General features: G+C 41.1%; 12 protein-coding genes and 2 pseudogenes. 8 read left to right on the plus strand and 6 right to left on the minus strand.

Features of this window, described 5'->3' with window-relative positions; genetic code table 11:
- Positions 1-7: 7 nt before the first annotated feature.
- From argS (DYH63_RS21790) to htpG, 3 genes and pseudogenes are all read right to left on the minus strand, one after another.
- Positions 8-1,210 (minus strand): annotated as a pseudogene (gene argS, locus DYH63_RS21790) (arginine--tRNA ligase); the annotation flags it as partial.
- Positions 1,211-1,363: 153 nt separating this feature from the next.
- A pseudogene (argS, locus tag DYH63_RS21795) lies at positions 1,364-2,086 on the minus strand (arginine--tRNA ligase domain-containing protein); the annotation flags it as partial.
- Between the two features lie 780 nt (positions 2,087-2,866).
- Positions 2,867-4,750, minus strand: coding sequence for a molecular chaperone HtpG (gene htpG, locus DYH63_RS14080; protein ID WP_116790844.1), 1,884 nt, complete (start codon positions 4,748-4,750; stop codon positions 2,867-2,869).
- Between the two features lie 344 nt (positions 4,751-5,094).
- Between htpG and DYH63_RS14085 the strand changes: the two genes are divergently transcribed.
- Together DYH63_RS14085 and DYH63_RS14090 are read left to right on the plus strand one after the other, a co-directional pair.
- Complete coding sequence (locus DYH63_RS14085; RefSeq protein ID WP_240409008.1) at positions 5,095-5,550, plus strand: lipocalin family protein; 456 nt, start codon at positions 5,095-5,097, stop codon at positions 5,548-5,550.
- Between the two features lie 29 nt (positions 5,551-5,579).
- Positions 5,580-6,278, plus strand: coding sequence for a YiaD family glycine zipper/OmpA-like lipoprotein (locus tag DYH63_RS14090; RefSeq protein ID WP_116789407.1), 699 nt, complete (start codon positions 5,580-5,582; stop codon positions 6,276-6,278).
- 570 nt (positions 6,279-6,848) lie between these two features.
- Here DYH63_RS14090 and DYH63_RS14095 read toward each other — a convergent pair.
- Positions 6,849-7,457 carry an outer membrane beta-barrel protein gene (locus tag DYH63_RS14095; RefSeq protein WP_116789408.1) on the minus strand — a complete coding sequence of 203 codons (609 nt, stop codon included), beginning with the start codon at positions 7,455-7,457 and terminating at the stop codon, positions 6,849-6,851.
- A gap of 349 nt (positions 7,458-7,806) precedes the next feature.
- Here DYH63_RS14095 and DYH63_RS14100 point away from each other — a divergent pair, with 349 nt between their 5' ends.
- Positions 7,807-8,766: an ABC transporter ATP-binding protein gene (locus DYH63_RS14100; RefSeq protein ID WP_116789409.1), complete on the plus strand. Its 960-nt coding sequence runs from the start codon at positions 7,807-7,809 to the stop codon at positions 8,764-8,766.
- Between the two features lie 120 nt (positions 8,767-8,886).
- Here the strand turns inward: DYH63_RS14100 and DYH63_RS14105 are convergent, their stop codons facing one another.
- On the minus strand, positions 8,887-9,423 hold the full coding sequence (locus DYH63_RS14105) for a pyridoxamine 5'-phosphate oxidase family protein (RefSeq protein ID WP_116789410.1): 537 nt from the start codon (positions 9,421-9,423) through the stop codon (positions 8,887-8,889).
- 208 nt (positions 9,424-9,631) lie between these two features.
- Here DYH63_RS14105 and DYH63_RS14110 point away from each other — a divergent pair, with 208 nt between their 5' ends.
- The 4 genes from DYH63_RS14110 (at position 9,632) to DYH63_RS14125 (ending at position 11,434) form a co-directional block, all read left to right on the plus strand.
- Positions 9,632-10,366: an NYN domain-containing protein gene (locus tag DYH63_RS14110; RefSeq protein ID WP_116789411.1), complete on the plus strand. Its 735-nt coding sequence runs from the start codon at positions 9,632-9,634 to the stop codon at positions 10,364-10,366.
- A gap of 68 nt (positions 10,367-10,434) precedes the next feature.
- Positions 10,435-10,680 carry a hypothetical protein gene (locus DYH63_RS14115; RefSeq protein ID WP_116789412.1) on the plus strand — a complete coding sequence of 82 codons (246 nt, stop codon included), beginning with the start codon at positions 10,435-10,437 and terminating at the stop codon, positions 10,678-10,680.
- Position 10,681: 1 nt separating this feature from the next.
- The gene (locus tag DYH63_RS14120) at positions 10,682-11,080 is read left to right on the plus strand and encodes a type II toxin-antitoxin system VapC family toxin (protein ID WP_116789413.1); all 399 of its coding nucleotides are present in this window, start codon (positions 10,682-10,684) and stop codon (positions 11,078-11,080) included.
- A 24-nt stretch (positions 11,081-11,104) separates the two neighbouring features.
- Complete coding sequence (locus DYH63_RS14125; RefSeq protein WP_116789414.1) at positions 11,105-11,434, plus strand: hypothetical protein; 330 nt, start codon at positions 11,105-11,107, stop codon at positions 11,432-11,434.
- A gap of 358 nt (positions 11,435-11,792) precedes the next feature.
- On the opposite strand, the gene DYH63_RS14130 is transcribed toward DYH63_RS14125, so the two are convergent.
- Entirely contained in the window at positions 11,793-14,204 is a 2,412-nt protein-coding gene (locus DYH63_RS14130; protein ID WP_116789415.1) for a TonB-dependent receptor, read from the minus strand.
- A 234-nt stretch (positions 14,205-14,438) separates the two neighbouring features.
- Between DYH63_RS14130 and DYH63_RS14135 the strand changes: the two genes are divergently transcribed.
- On the plus strand, positions 14,439-15,452 hold the full coding sequence (locus DYH63_RS14135; protein WP_116789416.1) for a 3-oxoacyl-ACP synthase III family protein: 1,014 nt from the start codon (positions 14,439-14,441) through the stop codon (positions 15,450-15,452).
- The last annotated feature ends 425 nt before the right edge of the window (positions 15,453-15,877 follow it).

Consider the following 15,877-nt stretch of genomic DNA (forward strand, 5'->3'; position numbering starts at 1 on the left):
TGTGGAATTACATGCGCTCAGGCACGCCAATGCCCAATAGCCCAAATGCCGATTTAATGGTTTCGCCTACTTTTTTGCTTAGCTGCACACGAAATATTTTTTCGTTCTGCACCTCTGTGCCCAATACGGGAACACTTTGGTAGAATGAACTAAATTCCTTTGCAAGATCATAAGCATAGTTAGCAATTAGCGCAGGGCTGTATGACGATGCAGCATTACTTATTACAAGCGGATACATCTCAAGCTGTTTCAATAATTCTTTTTCTTTTGGATGAAGCTGAACATCTGTAACGGTATCTACCAGTGATAAAGAATCAGCTTTACGCAAAATAGACCTTGTCCTTACATAAGACATTTGTATAAATGGCCCAGAATCTCCATTAAAGTCAATGGAATCTTTAGGGTCAAACAATATCCTCTTTTTAGGATCTACCTTTAGCATCTGATATTTAAGCGCACCAAGGCCAATGATTTTATACAGACCTGCTTTTTCTTCAACAGAGTAGCCTTCCAGTTTACCTAACTCTTCTGAGATATTTTGTGCCGTTTCTATCATTTCAGCCATCAGGTCGTCAGCATCTACCACGGTACCTTCACGGCTTTTCATTTTACCCGAAGGTAAATCTACCATGCCGTAAGACAGGTGGTACAGGTGCTCTGCCCAGTCGAAACCAAGTTTTTTAAGGATAAGAAACAGCACTTTAAAGTGATAATCCTGCTCGTTACCCACAGTATATACCATACCGCCCACATCAGGAAAATCTTTAACACGCTGAATAGCGGTACCAATATCCTGAGTGATGTATACCGATGTACCATCTGAACGCAACACGATCTTACGGTCAAGCCCGTCTGATGTAAGGTCGATCCATACCGAACCGTCAGGGTCTTTTTCGAAAACACCTTTTGCAAGGCCTTCTTCTACAACATCTTTACCTAAAAGGTAGGTATTGCTCTCGTAATAATTTTTATCAAAGTCTACACCTATTTCAGCAAAGGTTGCATCAAAACCGGCATATACCCAGCTGTTCATGGTTTCCCATAATTGGATTACTTCAGGCTTACCGGCTTCCCAGTCAAGAAGCATTTGTTGGGCTTCTTTTAGAATAGCAGTCTGTTTTTTTGCAATCTCTTTAAGTTCTGAAATTTTATCGCCGATTTTAGTCTCAAGAGTTACTAACGGCTTGATTAGCTTTTCAATCTCTGATTTATCTTTTTCAGTAATATCTTGCGACTTATCATTTCGGATATTTTTATTAAGTTCCGAAAATGATGATTCTGTTTCAAAAATTTCAGCAATAGCATCTTTTTTCAAGCTATCCGGTAATTGGAATTTACCCTTGTTTTGTTCAAGTATATTTTTAAGCTTAGCTATTTCTAATACAATCGGTGACACTTTCTCTCCAAGTTCAGGAAATTCAGAAAAATCAGAATTATTAAATTTCTCTATAATTGGCTTAACTTGATTTTGTAATTCCTTTTCAAATTCTACATAGTATTTACCTACAAGCTTATCTCCTTTCAAATTTTCACTTTCCGGCGTTTCGTTCGCATGCCATTTTTGGTAAACCAGCATACTTTTACAAATATGTATACCACGGTCGTTTACCACCTGCGTTTTATACACCTTAGTACCCGATGCTTTTAGTACCTGTGCAACCGAATAGCCTAACAGTACATTACGCACGTGGCCAAGGTGCAGGGGTTTGTTGGTATTTGGCGAAGCATACTCTACCATTACCGCTTTACCATCTTCTTTAACCGGGGCAAAGCCAAAGTTCTCGTCGGCTTTTATGCCGTTAAAAAAATCAACATAGTAGCTGTCTGCAATAACAAGGTTAAGAAAACCCGCTACTACATTAAACTTGTTTACAATACCTGCATGCCCTACCAGGTACTGCCCTATTTTGTTACCAAGTTCTACCGGGTTGCCCTTAAGCAGCTTTAGCAACGGAAAAATAACCACCGTAATATCGCCCTCAAAATCCCTTCGGGTAGCCTGAAGCTCTACTTTTTCAAGTGTGATGTCAAACAGTTCCTTAACCGCATTTTGTATGTGGTTGGTAATGATATGGGATAAAGCCATGGGTTATAATTTTTTTTAAGCGTGCAAAGATAAGTATATTTTGGGTAGGTGTTGAAAAGAGTGGTTTTAAATGTTTTGTTAAAAGAGATAGATGGCACGCGGATAACGCGGATGAGGCAGATTTACGCAGATTTAGGATGACGGCACACGGTTTTTCATGCTGAGGGAGGAAGTATGTCGAATAGGCCTCACCCCCAACCCCTCTCCGAAGGAGAGGGGAGCCAACGGACGGGTACAGTATGGATACTTATAATTGAGATCCTTCACTACGCTGCGCTGCGTTCAGGATGACAATATCGGTTTGTCATGCTGAGGAAGGAAGGGTGTTAAAATTGAAACCCATTAGACCTCACCCCCAGCCCCTCTCCAAAGGAGAGGGGAGCCAACGGACGGGTACAGTATGGATACTTATAATTGAGATCCTTCACTACGCTGCGCTGCGTTCAGGATGACAATATCGGTTTGTCATGCTGAGGAAGGAAGGGTGTTAAAATTGAAACCCATTAGACCTCACCCCCAGCCCCTCTCCAAAGGAGAGGGGAGCCAACGGACGGGTACAGTTCGTAATAATCATTGAGAAAATGAGCTTAAGTCACTAACAAGACATCTGAGTGAAGCTGCTCCCTCTCCTTCGTAGAGGAAAACAAAAAGAAAGCTTTACTTATAATGAGATCCTTCGCTGCGCTACGTTCAGGATGACAAAAATGCACATAAAAAAACCCGCAGCCTTTCAGCTACGGGTTTATATCAATTATCTGACATCTATAATCTAAATATCAATTACTTTATCAGTTCAAAGCTTCTTTTTACAAAAGCGGTAAGCTCTTCGCCTTTCAGCAGATTCTGACTTAGTTTAGCAAGGTCTAGCGCCTGCTTAACAATAGCCTCACGGTTGCTATCATCGGCATTAAGTATGTTACCGGCAAGTTCGCTGTTTGTATTTACCACAAGGTTATACATTTCAGGGAAATTACCCATACCAAACATACCGCCACCGCCGCTTTGGCTCATCTCCTTCATACGGCGCATAAACTCCGGCTGTGTAATGCGGAATGGTGCTGCGTTACTATCCATAGCTTCAAGCTGCACTGTATAGCTTTGGCCAGGAACCACGGCCTCAAGCTGCGATTTTAGTTTGTCTTTTTCCTCGTCGCTCAGTTTGCTAATCTGCTCTTCGTCTTTTGCGATAAGCTTGTCTACCGTATCAGAGTCAACGCGCACAAAGGTAACCTTGTCGTTATCGGCCTCCAGTTTCTGGATAAGGTGCGACACAATTGGCGAATCAAGAAGCAGTACTTCATACCCCTTATCCCTTGCTTCGGCGATATAGCTATGCTGCACATCTTTATTAGAAGCATACAGCAATACAAGCTTACCATCTTTATCCGTCTGGTTAGCGGCAAGCTGCTCTTTAAGCTCTTCAAGGGTAAAGAATTTACCATCTACTGTAGGGTATAATACGAATGCGCCCGATTTTTCATAGAATTTAGGCTCGCTTAGCATGCCATATTCTAATACGATCTTGATGTCGTTCCATTTTTGCTCAAAATCCTCACGGTTTTCAGAGAACAGCGATTTTAATTTATCAGCTACCTTACGGGTAATGTAGTTTGATATTTTTTTAACCGCGCCGTCTGCCTGCAGGTATGAACGCGATACGTTTAGCGGAATGTCCGGGCTGTCGATAACACCGCGCAGCATGGTAAGGAATTCCGGTACAATACCTTCCACATTATCGGTAACAAATACCTGGTTCTGATACAGCTGTATCTTGTCTTTCTGCACCTGCAGGTCAGACGATAATTTAGGGAAGTACAAAATACCGGTAAGGTTAAACGGATAGTCTACATTAAGGTGAATGTTAAACAACGGTTCCTCAAACTGTGTTGGATATAGTTCGTGGTAAAAGTTTTTATAGTCTTCCTCAGTAAGGTCAGCAGGCTGTTTCGTCCAGGCCGGGTTAGGGTTGTTGATGATGGTATCAACCTCAACTTCCTCAGGCTGGTAATCAGCCCCTGCATCCTCAGGTGTAGGAAGGGTTTCTGTATGGGTACCAAATTTAATAGGCACCGGCATAAACTTGTTATACTTTTTAAGCAGTTCGCGAATTTTAGATTCCTCTAAAAAGTCAAGCGAATCTTCGGCAATATTCAGGATGATCTCTGTACCGCGTGTAGTTTTGTCTGCAGGCTCCAGGGTAAACTCCGGGCTACCGTCGCAAATCCAATGTACCGCAGGTTCGTCTTTATACGACTTGGTAATGATCTCAACTTTTTCTGCCACCATAAACGCAGAGTAGAAACCAAGGCCGAAATGACCGATGATACCTGAATCTTTGGCAGAATCCTTATATTTTTCAAGAAACTCTTCAGCTCCTGAAAATGCTACCTGGTTGATGTATTTCTCTACTTCTTCGCCCGTCATACCAAGACCCTGGTCGATAATGTGAAGTTTCTTACCTTCTTTATCAATCTTAACCTCAATAACCGGGTTGCCATATTCTACACTGGCCTCACCTATATTAGTAAGGTGCTTTAGCTTAAGTGTAGCATCTGTGGCATTACTTACCAGTTCGCGTAAAAAGATTTCGTGGTCGCTGTATAAAAATTTCTTGATTAAGGGAAATATGTTTTCTACCGAAACATTAATTTTTCCTGTTGTCATAGTATTACGGTTTTTATTGTTCGTTTTGCTCTTATAAGTCAAATTAAGTACCAAACTGCCTGCTGTGACAAATTGGCATTTTACCCGACAAGACTGTGCACGTTTGTTAACGTAATATAGATTTAAGAAAAGATTAATACGCCTTTTATAAATATTACTGACCTGGCTGAAATTTCTTTAAAATCAGTTATTTCAACAACTTCCGATGCAGGAAAATTTATTTAAACATAAAGTTATTCCTGTTAAATATTTAGCATAATCCTTGTAAATCTCACGGCAATCGCTGTATCTTTATACTTAGAAAAAGCGTTTAAAGCACATAACCTAAACAGAAATTATTTATTATGAAAAAACTATTGTCATTATGCATGATGCTTGTATTATTTGCCTCATGCGGGTCGCTTGACCAAAAAGGCCAGGTGGCGCTAAAAGGTAACTGGGCTATTAACAGCGTAACCTACCCGGGTAGCGAATATATTAAAGTAACATCTTTTGATGTAGCCGACTCTAAATGCTTTGAAGGCAGCTCCTGGAATTTTATCTCTAACAACAATAAAGGTACCATGACGCTTAACAGTACCGTAGGCGGATGCCCGTCTTTTAGCAGCCCTATTGTATGGACGGTAACTAAAGCAGGTACTTTTAACCTGAAGATTACTGAAGGCCAAAAAGCAAAAAGGGTAACAGAAGGATATATTCTTACCATACAAAACCAAACGGAAAATTCTTTCCAGTTAGTAGATAACGTAACTGTGGGCGGCAAAACCGTAGCTGTTACTTACAACTTTACAAAAATCTAAGAATCAATAAAACACTAAAAATAAGCATCATGAAAAATATCAGGATTTTTGCCCTTGCAATTGCATTTGTGGGCAGTATAGGCTTCACGTCGTGTGAGGCTGTTAAGAATACTAATAACACACAGCGTGGCGCAGCCGCAGGTGCTGTGGGTGGTGCCGTTATAGGCGGTATCCTGGGCAATAACCTGGGCAAAGGCGGTAATACTGCACTGGGTGCTATCATTGGCGGTGCCGTGGGTGGTACTGTAGGTGGCGTTATTGGTAACAGGATGGATAAGCAGGCCCAGAAAATTGAAACGGCGCTTCCGGGTGCTGAAGTTGAAAGGGTGGGCGAAGGTATCAAACTTACATTGGGCGAAAACTCGGTAAATTTTGACCTTAACAAGGCATCACTTACTGCAAAGGCTAAAGCAAACCTTGATAAACTGGTATCTGTATTCAACGAATATCCTGACACTAACATCCAGATATTTGGTTATACAGACAGTAGCGGTTCTGACGAATACAACCTGAAACTGAGCGAGCAAAGGGCTGCATCTGTACAACAGTACTTAAGCACTAAAGGCCTTACTTCCGGCAGGTTTGTAACCGCAGGTAAAGGCGAAGCAGATCCAATTGCTACTAACGACACCCCCGAAGGAAGGGCTAAAAACAGGCGTGTAGAGTTTGCTATTACTGCAAACGAAAAAATGGTGCAGGATGCCCAAAAAGAAGCCGGAAAACAATAGGTTATTCTCGTATTCTATTTTTATATCTAAAGAGAGGTTGTTGTATAAGCAGCCTCTCTTTTTTGTATCCAGAGATTTGTCTTTGGTTTCTGGTTTATGGATATGCGGGTTCCTCTCCCACCAGCCGTGCATTTTGTCATCCTGAACGCAGCGCAGCGGAGTTGAAGGATCTTACTTTTTACCTTTACCATAAATCAATCATTGAGATGCTTCCTATCGTCAGCATGACAAAACGTACCTTGCCATATTGATCAGAAAACGGTGTGATGGATTTAAAGGGAACGCAGATGACGCAGATGCTGCGCAATCGCAGATCTTCGCGAATTTGCGGTGCGCTTTGTCATCCTGCCGATAAGGAGGCCTGAGGGGGAGAATAAAAGATATATCCGCACGATGGCCCGAAGAGAAGATCAAGGAGAGAAAACAATTATTCTCTAAACCAAAACAACTTATTTTACGTAAATATAGTTGCATCCTTATTATATACTCCGTGAATCATCCTGCTAAAAAACACAAGCGGCTGCCTTTTTGGGCAGCCGCTTATTTATTTCATATTCAGGACAAATACATTTACCTCCAGTCCGACGTAGATTTATTACGCCCAAAGTAATAGGTAATACCTGCAGACACCGTTAGCATTTTACCCGTGAATTCGTCAGGGGTTTTTACACCATTAAAGCCATAATTCTGCTTGAAGTTTATAATACCGGAAACATCACCCGTAAGGGCAAACTGCGGACTAACATAAAACTGTGCCGTACCACCAATGATAAAGTTCCCCAGCTTATCGGTTTCGCCGGGCTCCGTTTTTAAAATGGTTATACCTGCCCCGCCGTGTAATAGCACATTAAAAGTACGCGATGCAATGTCATTAAAACTCAGCAGCCGGCCTATATTATAAACCGCCTGCACCGATACCCTGTTTAGCGTCGTATTATTATCAAGCCCGTCTTTAGATTTAAACATATCATAACCGTAGTCTGCCTTAGCACCCCAGTATTCATTTGCCATATACCTAAACCCAAGGTCAAAATGGTTAAAGCCGTTCAGCTCTGGGTTACGGGCATAATTAAAGCCATAACCACCTTCAATAGAATATTGATTGAAATGGTTTTGCGCAAAACCAGCACCCGTTAAGCCCAACATTAAAGCAATCAGTATTTTAGACTTTTTTATCATATTCAGAATTTCAGCACCATGAAATTAGTGTATTTTTAAAAACGGAATTAATCAATCTTTTATTTTAGCATTATGGTTAATGCCTTCTTAAAGTTTGGCCTATAACTTTAACACTTAAAAATGCATTTCCCCCTCTTTTTTTAAATCCATCGTACAAATTATTACGTAAGTATAACTGAAAACACCCTTATGAGAAAGAAAATGAGAGGGTTCGCAAAGTGTGTTTTATTTTATTGGTTAGGTTTTTTTTAAGGGCGAGCATTTTTAGTGGCCGCCCTTATTATTTTGTTAACTGCCACCTTTGTATTGTAAGTAATTGAATACTTTTGCAAAACAATTTTTCCAGAGGATGCTTGCAGTTAAAAACATATCTTTCGGTTATACCGAAACCACCATACTACACAATATAAACTTTACCGTAAAAACGGGACAAAACATTGCCGTTATTGGCGAAAGCGGCTGTGGCAAAAGCACACTGCTTAAAGTTATCTACGGCCTTTATGACCTTGACGGCGGTGAAATAACTTACAAAGGCGAAACCGTAACCGGCCCTAAGCATAACCTGGTGCCCGGAATGCCTTACATGAAATACCTTGCCCAGGATTTTGACCTTATGCCCTACACTACCGCTGCCGAAAATGTGGGTAGTTTTTTGAGCAACATTTATATGGAGCAAAAACAACAACGCATAGCCGAACTATTACAAATTGTAGAAATGGAAGCCTTTGCAGACACCAAGGTGAAATTTTTAAGCGGTGGGCAGCAACAGCGCATAGCTCTGGCAAAGGTACTGGCACTGGAACCTGAAGTATTATTACTAGATGAACCTTTTAGCCATATAGATAACTTCAGGAAAAATGCCCTGCGCCGCAACTTGTTTGCGTATCTTAAAGGCAAGAATGTAACAGTAATTGTAGCCACGCACGATAGTACTGATGCGCTTTCTTTTGCAGATGAAACCATTGTTATTAAAAATGGCAACATGCTGGATAAAGCACCCAGCAAAAAAATATACTTTAACCCCGGCGATAAATATACCGCATCGCTTTTTGGAGAGGTAAACGAAATAAAACTAGAGCTGCTTACACTTACCCAAAACCCTGACGAAACTGTACTTATTTACCCCCACCAGCTAATGGTAGCCGATGGTGGCCCGCTAAATGTGGTGGTAAAGCAATGCTATTTTAAAGGCAACCGTTACCTGGTAAAAGGTGCGCTGGGCAGGCAGGTTATCTTTTTTGAGAACCAAAAAGAACTGGCTGTAAATAGCGAAGTGACACTGGCAGTAGACAAGAATGCATTCGGATAATACTCATTACACAGATACAAAGAGCATCAGTAAAAACAAAGCCACGAATTACTCGGATTTCACAAATCAGGTTAGTGAAATTCGAGTAATTCGTGGCTTTAATAGTATCGTTTATTTGTATTAAGGAAGTATTTTACCCTCTACACTATCATCAAAGGTTTCGCCTACTATGGCACCATAGGTACGTTTTGCCAGCGCTACCAGCATATTATGTTTGGTGTCCCAGTAATAACCATCTGTAGGCACAAACTTAATTACAGTAATGCGCGGGTCATCTTTACCCTCGGTAAACCAGATTTTCATGGTAGCATCCCACAGCTCATCAATCTTTTGCCTGTCAACACTTATAGTTGCCTTACCATAAAGCGTAAGAAAATCAGAGTATGACGACCCCTGAAACAGCATCTGTACCGATGGATCGGCCTGTATATCTGCATTCTTATGCGAATCGCTGGCACTCAAAAACCAGAATGTACCGTTGTCATCTATCAGTTCGGCAGCCATAGGGCGCGTATTGAAGTGTTCGCCCGTGCGTATTTTGGTACAGAAGAAGCTTCCTCCGGCTTTCTTTGCCAGGTCTTTTATCTTTTCGATGGCCTGTTCGCCCACAAGGTTTTTAAAATTATCCTCGGGCTGTTGTTTGTTTATCGAGTCCATAATCGTAAATATTATTTGTTTGTTACCTAAAGTTAAGCCGATTACAATTAGACAGCTGTTAGCAATGTGCTAATTGGGTAGAGTTTAAGAGAGTGTGCAGTGCTCAGTTGGTAGTGTTCGGTTGACAGTAGCTTTCGATACCCGACAATGGTCAACCGATAACCAATAATTTTTTTCGTTACCTTTAAAGAAATTTACGTTGGGCATCATGAGGGAAAAGAGTTTTAACATCGCGGTACTTATTGATGGCGATAATGCACAGGCCAAGCTACTACAGTCTATTCTGGAAGAAGTCTCTAAATATGGCAAGGCTACTATAAGGCGCATTTATGGCGACTGGACTACCCCGCAAATGAACAGCTGGAAAGAACCCGTTAACAATTTCTCTTTTAATCCCATCCAGAAGTTTGCTTACACATCGGGCAAAAACTCGACCGACAGCTCTATGATCATTGATGCTATGGATATACTGCACAGTAAAAGCGTAGATGGTTTTTGTATCGTATCGAGCGACAGTGACTATACCGGCCTGGCAAAGCGCATACGTGAAGAGGGCATTTTTGTAATGGGTATCGGCATGCAAAAAACGCCCGTAGCCTTTGTACAATCCTGCGAAATATTTACCTATGTTGAGAACATACAGCAAGCTATTGAACCGGCGGGTGAAGACAAAAAAGAACCGGGTGCTGCGGTCAAGCCGAAAGTAAAATTTCCTAAAGTAAACATCAAGCTGCTAAACAAGGCGTTTGAAATATCGGTTAACGAAGAGGAGGAAGCCTATATTGCCAATGTGGGGAGCAACCTGCGCAAAATAGACCCCAGCTTTGACTCGCGGGCTTTTGGGTTTAAAAACCTGACCAAGCTTTTTGAAAGCCTGCCAAATTATGTTATTATCAAAAATGAGGTAGGCGGACTGAATCATCCACTGGTAAAGAGAAAATAGATTTGAACCCGAAATACGCTAATTTTATCCCCTGATATATTTTTGCTATCTTTGATAAAAATACTGCTATGGCTACTATAACCTTAAACAACTCATCTTTAAAAAAGTATCTTGACCTTTTCAGGAGTTTTGATCTTCCTTCCAGAAAAAAACTTATTGATGGGCTCAACAAAAACATATCAGAACCGGAGGAAGAAAAAACTAATAAAATAGCTTCATTTTTTGGCGCATGGGAAGATGATCGTGATGCTGACGAAATTATAGGTGATATTAAAGCAGCGCGCACAAGCAACCCGGATATAGAGACTTTTTAAAATGAAATATCTTTTAGATACTAATATCTGTGTACATTTTTTTCGTGGGAAATTTAACCTTGCAACTAAATTTCAGGAAATTGGTTTAAACTCCTGCGCAATATCAGAGATAACACTCGCAGAATTAGTTTATGGTGCTGAACATAGCTCAAACCCTCAAAAAAACTTTAACCTTATTGAATCGTTTTCCGCAGAAATTACAATATTACCAATCATAAACTGTATCTATCTTTACGGCAAGGAAAAGTCACGCTTAAGAAAAACCGGAACTATGATCAGTGATTTCGATTTACTTATTGGAACTACATCAATTACCTCTGACCTAATTATGGTGACGGAAAATATTTCTGAATTTGAAAGAATTAAAGCAATCAAACTTGAGAACTGGATTGAGCGATAAGCATTATTTGAAAACCAATACCATATGACATTCCCCGAGCTGATTAATTACTTTAGAGAGGAAGACGGCACTTACGAAAGCTTTTGTAAAATGCAAAGGCTTGATGGCGATGCTGAGTCTGTTGAAATTTACATGCCAAAGCCATTTGGGTTAAACAGTAAGCTGGAATTTTTTAAAACGGATGAAACAGGCGGTAAACCCCAGTACAGCTATAACGGATCAGCATTTTACAACCTCTTTAATTTTTACTACTTTCTTAATGCCCTTAAAGAATCTGAAAGGGATGATAATAAAGTAGTTTCTGACATTGACCTTACACTGCGCTTACTGGATTATGCTGAGAGGAATTCTTAACAGAGACATTTTGTCGGAATTAAAATTATAAGATTGCCACGCTTCGTTCCTCCGCTCGCAAAGACGGCGCGTGAAGAGCACAACGATTCGATGTTCTAAACACCTTACAAACCGGCAACTAATACCATATAAAAGAAATAAATAAGTATTAATTTCAATATATATATATGGCTATATAAGTAAGCAGTTAAGTCCCAGAGGGACGGTATGCATATAGTCTTTATATCAATTCCTGTAGAACATTCATTATTTCCCATAAAACAGTAAGCCCCCGCTTTCGCGAGGGCATTACCAACCTAAAATCTGATATGAAAAATTGCATTAATAATGCCGTAGCTAAGCGCAGTACGGTACAGGATTAAAACATCCCGCCGCTACCCTGCGTGGTATTATCTTCGCGTGCTTTGCGCTGCATTGCACGGTTTTTACCTGCACCAAACATATAGTTTAGCCCAAAGTATACGGTGCGGCTCTCCCAGCGAAACTCGCCGGTTTGCGGGAAAGGATTGCGGCTGTCAAAGGCATAGCGCATGGTCTTGAACATATCGCTAAAGCGAAGGCTAAGCGACATTTTGTTATCCAGTAGTGTATAACGTGCGCCACTATCTATCTTATACATATCGCGGCTGTTGCTTTGCACACCATTTACACCACTGCGGTAAAAACCAAAAAGCAGGAAGCTTAAGCGCTGGTTTACCCTAAAGTTACTGTTAAGGCGGGCATTAAAAGCATCTGCCTTAATCTTTCTGCTTACAAATTCAAAATCGGTATCAGAGCCATCTTTTAGTTCTGCTACAGTACCCTGCTGCGATATGCTGTTAAAGTCGATAGCCGGCTGTACATCCCACCATTTAGTAATCTTATAATTAGCAGACAACTCAAAGCCATACGAACTGTTATGACCAAAGTTAGCATAGCTCATAATCTGGTCCTGAGTGTTTGGCGTAGTTTCATCAGGGTAAATAACACGGTTAATTTCGTTATCGATCAACCTGTAAAATATACCTCCTGTTATAGATGATCCTTTTTCAAGCATCCTGGTATAGTTAGCCTCAACAGAGTTTGTAAACTGTGGTTCAAGCCTTTGGTTACCTAACGATGTAAACTGAGGCGTACTAAATTCCCTTATCGGCTTGGTCTGCTCCAGGCTTGGGCGGTCTACCCTGCGGCTGTAGCTAATTTGCACTGTGTTCTTATCGTTAATGGCATAGGATGCAAAAGCCGATGGATATACTGTAAAATACTTGTTTTCAAACGTTGTGGCACCTTTATTAAAATCGGCATCAGCAGTAAAATGCTCGGCACGCAGGCCTAACTGGTAACTAAATTTATCAAACTTCTGGCCAAAGGTGGCGTAGGCAGAATAAATATCATTATCATAACTATACACCGAATTTTGTAATGATGGGTTCTCCAGCACACGGGTAGTCTGGTACTCATTATCTGTACGGATAATACGTGCCTCAGCACCAAGTTCCAGCGTGGTTTTGTCGTTAAGCGGGTTTACATAATCAAGGTTTGCCGTTATGTTCTTGCGTTTATCCAGCACGTCATCGTTATAAAACACAGGGCTGGCCGCACCTGTAGTGGTTTCATAATCGGCATCCTGCGTACTTTTAACAGTATTATAATTTGCCTCAAAATCAAGGGTATGCCCCTCTTTTTCAAACTTGTGTTTAAAGGCAAGGTTGTAGGTGTTATTATGGTTGTCGCCATCCAGCTTACTGTGCTGCAATATATTTTCGAAGGGGCTGCCTTCCGGATACATAACATCGCTGCCTATGGCTGCCTTACCACTTCCCTGGTTTTGATTGGTATACACCGAAAGTGTATTAAAATCATTGATATAATAGTCCATTCCCACCTTAGCCAGGAATCCGGTATTATCATTCGTCACGTCTATAAGGGTATTAGCACCGGTATCTAAACGTTTAGAAACCCCACCATTAAAGTACTTACCGCCGTTAGTGCCACCATTCGCAAAAAAGTTAACCTTACCGGTGCGGTAGTTCATATCTAACGAGTTGTTGTACTTAGGCGTTTCGCCAAAGGTAAGCCCTGCGTTAAAGCTGCCATTAAAGCCGTCGTTAGCGTTTTTGTTCAATATAATGTTTATGATACCACTCATACCCTCAGGGTTATACTTGGCACTTGGGCTGGTAATAAGCTCTATCTTTTTAATAGATGTACTTGGTATCTGCTTTAGCAATGTAGCAGCATCAATGGTAGTGGGGCGTCCATCTATAAGCACACGTACATTGGCATTACCACGAAGCGATATATTACCGTCCTGGTCTACGTTTACCGATGGTATGTTGTTCATAATCTCGCTGGCAGTAGCCCCGGCAGTGGTAAGGTCGCGCCCTACGGTAATAACCTTACGGTCTATTTTTTGCTCTATGGTACTGGTTTCCTTTACAATCTCTACCGTATCAAGCGTAGTAGCTTCTTCGGTAAGGGCTATGGTGCCCAGGTTTAGTGATGGTTTAGCAGCAGTAAGCGCAGCATTAACCACATAGGTTTTATACCCCATAAACTGCACCTCAACGGTGTAGCTTTTTAACGGCAGGTTTTTTAGGTTAAAGTCGCCGTTATCTGTAGCCACATCACTGGCTACGGTAGTGGCACCATCTTTAACTACCACACTTACAAAGGGTAGTGACTGGCCAGAGGTTTTGTCTGTAATTTTTCCGGAAATGTTGCCCGTTGTCTGGGCAGTAATTGTCATGATGCTTCCCATAAGGAGCACCCACAGCATGTGTAACTTCATTGTTCGTTTTTTAATTAGCAATTGCAAACAGGGAGGTCAGGCCCTGCCTACAGGCAAATAATGATTGATGATACTGCATAAGACTCAACTGACTTATTTTTGTTACATATTTAGTTACATAAAAAATTAAAAAGAGTGAAATTTGACCTAATTTTTAAAAAACGATGCTCATAACATCCTATCTTTAAGGATTATTATAATTTTGCAGTGCAATTTTAAAAAATACAGAAATTGATGTATCATTCAAAAATATCAGGCCTGGGCTACTACGTACCGGAGAATGTAGTAACCAACGATGACCTATCTAAACTAATAGACACAAACGATGCCTGGATACAGGAACGTACCGGCATTAAAGAGCGCAGGCATGTAATTAAAGGCGATGGCGACACCACAACCACTATGGGCGTTAAGGCCGCCAAAGTGGCTATAGAACGCGCCGGCTTAAGCAACGACGATATCGACTTTATAGTATTTGCCACCCTTAGCCCAGACTATTACTTTCCGGGGCCGGGAGTATTGGTACAAAGAGACTTAGGCATGACACGTACCGTTGGCGCGCTTGATGTGCGTAACCAGTGTTCAGGGTTTTTATATGCCGTTTCGGTGGCAGACCAGTTCATTAAAACGGGAATGTATAAGAACATTCTTGTTATTGGTTCTGAGCTACATAGTACGGGCTTAGACATGACCACGAGGGGTCGAAATGTATCGGTAATCTTTGGCGATGGTGCAGGAGCCGCGGTACTGAGCCGCGAGGAAGACTTAACCAAAGGGATTCTCTCTACACACCTGCACAGCGAGGGACAATTTGCTGAAGAACTGAGCCTTACCGCTCCGGGCATGGGTCGCCGTTGGGTTACAGACATTATTGCTGATAACGACCCCGAAGACGTAAGCTACTACCCATACATGAACGGCCAGTTTGTATTTAAAAATGCCGTACAGCGCCTTGCAGAAGTAGTAGATGAAGGATTGAAAGCCAACAATTTAGAGGTAGCCGATATTGATATGCTGATACCGCACCAAGCCAACCTGAGGATAGCGCAGTACATACAGCAAAAGTTTCAGTTGCCTGACGATAAGATATATAACAACATCATGAAGTATGGTAATACCACAGCAGCATCGGTACCCATAGCGCTTACCGAAGCCTGGGAACTTGGCAAGATCAAAGAAGGCGATACAGTAGTATTGGCCGCATTTGGGTCGGGCTTTACATGGGGTAGTGCCATTATCAAATGGTAAATTAGAAGTCAGAAGTTAGACCTGGCTTTAATGATTTACCACAAGGGGCACTAAGATTTCACAAGGATCACTAAGCTTAACGAATTGCTTTAAATCATGAAAGAACACAAAGCTTTGTGTTCTTCCGTAAAGGCAGTTTTCCGTAGTGGACTTTGTGAAATCTTAGTGGCCCTTGTGGTAAAATTCATTTAGTATTTCGAACTGAAAATTTACTTTTTGAGATTTAAAATTTGTCTTTTGGAATTTAATTTAAACTCCTTCTTTGGTTTGCTAAAGAAAGAGTTTTCTTATATAATAAATTAGCAGGTTCTCAATTTTCCACATTCTGTAATTTTATTTCGCGTTTTTTCACAGAGTTACCGTAATTCAGAAAATCGACACCCTGATTACAAGCTAATTATATTTTTGAAAGACTAAAAATCCGA

The sequence above is a fragment of the Flavobacterium psychrotrophum genome (assembly GCF_003403075.1).
GTDB lineage: Bacteria > Bacteroidota > Bacteroidia > Flavobacteriales > Flavobacteriaceae > Flavobacterium > Flavobacterium psychrotrophum.

Excerpts from the sequence above, each read along its gene's own strand:
- DYH63_RS14120 (WP_116789413.1), top strand. The coding sequence starts at position 10,682 with ATGAAATATCTTTTAGATACTAATATCTGTGTACATTTTTTTCGTGGG.
- DYH63_RS14125 (WP_116789414.1), top strand. The coding sequence starts at position 11,105 with ATGACATTCCCCGAGCTGATTAATTACTTTAGAGAGGAAGACGGCACT.
- htpG (WP_116790844.1), bottom strand. The coding sequence starts at position 4,750 with ATGACAACAGGAAAAATTAATGTTTCGGTAGAAAACATATTTCCCTTA.
- DYH63_RS14085 (WP_240409008.1), top strand. The coding sequence starts at position 5,095 with ATGAAAAAACTATTGTCATTATGCATGATGCTTGTATTATTTGCCTCA.
- DYH63_RS14135 (WP_116789416.1), top strand. The coding sequence starts at position 14,439 with ATGTATCATTCAAAAATATCAGGCCTGGGCTACTACGTACCGGAGAAT.
- DYH63_RS14115 (WP_116789412.1), top strand. The coding sequence starts at position 10,435 with ATGGCTACTATAACCTTAAACAACTCATCTTTAAAAAAGTATCTTGAC.
- DYH63_RS14090 (WP_116789407.1), top strand. The coding sequence starts at position 5,580 with ATGAAAAATATCAGGATTTTTGCCCTTGCAATTGCATTTGTGGGCAGT.
- DYH63_RS14130 (WP_116789415.1), bottom strand. The coding sequence starts at position 14,204 with ATGAAGTTACACATGCTGTGGGTGCTCCTTATGGGAAGCATCATGACA.
- DYH63_RS14105 (WP_116789410.1), bottom strand. The coding sequence starts at position 9,423 with ATGGACTCGATAAACAAACAACAGCCCGAGGATAATTTTAAAAACCTT.
- DYH63_RS14095 (WP_116789408.1), bottom strand. The coding sequence starts at position 7,457 with ATGATAAAAAAGTCTAAAATACTGATTGCTTTAATGTTGGGCTTAACG.
- DYH63_RS14100 (WP_116789409.1), top strand. The coding sequence starts at position 7,807 with ATGCTTGCAGTTAAAAACATATCTTTCGGTTATACCGAAACCACCATA.
- DYH63_RS14110 (WP_116789411.1), top strand. The coding sequence starts at position 9,632 with ATGAGGGAAAAGAGTTTTAACATCGCGGTACTTATTGATGGCGATAAT.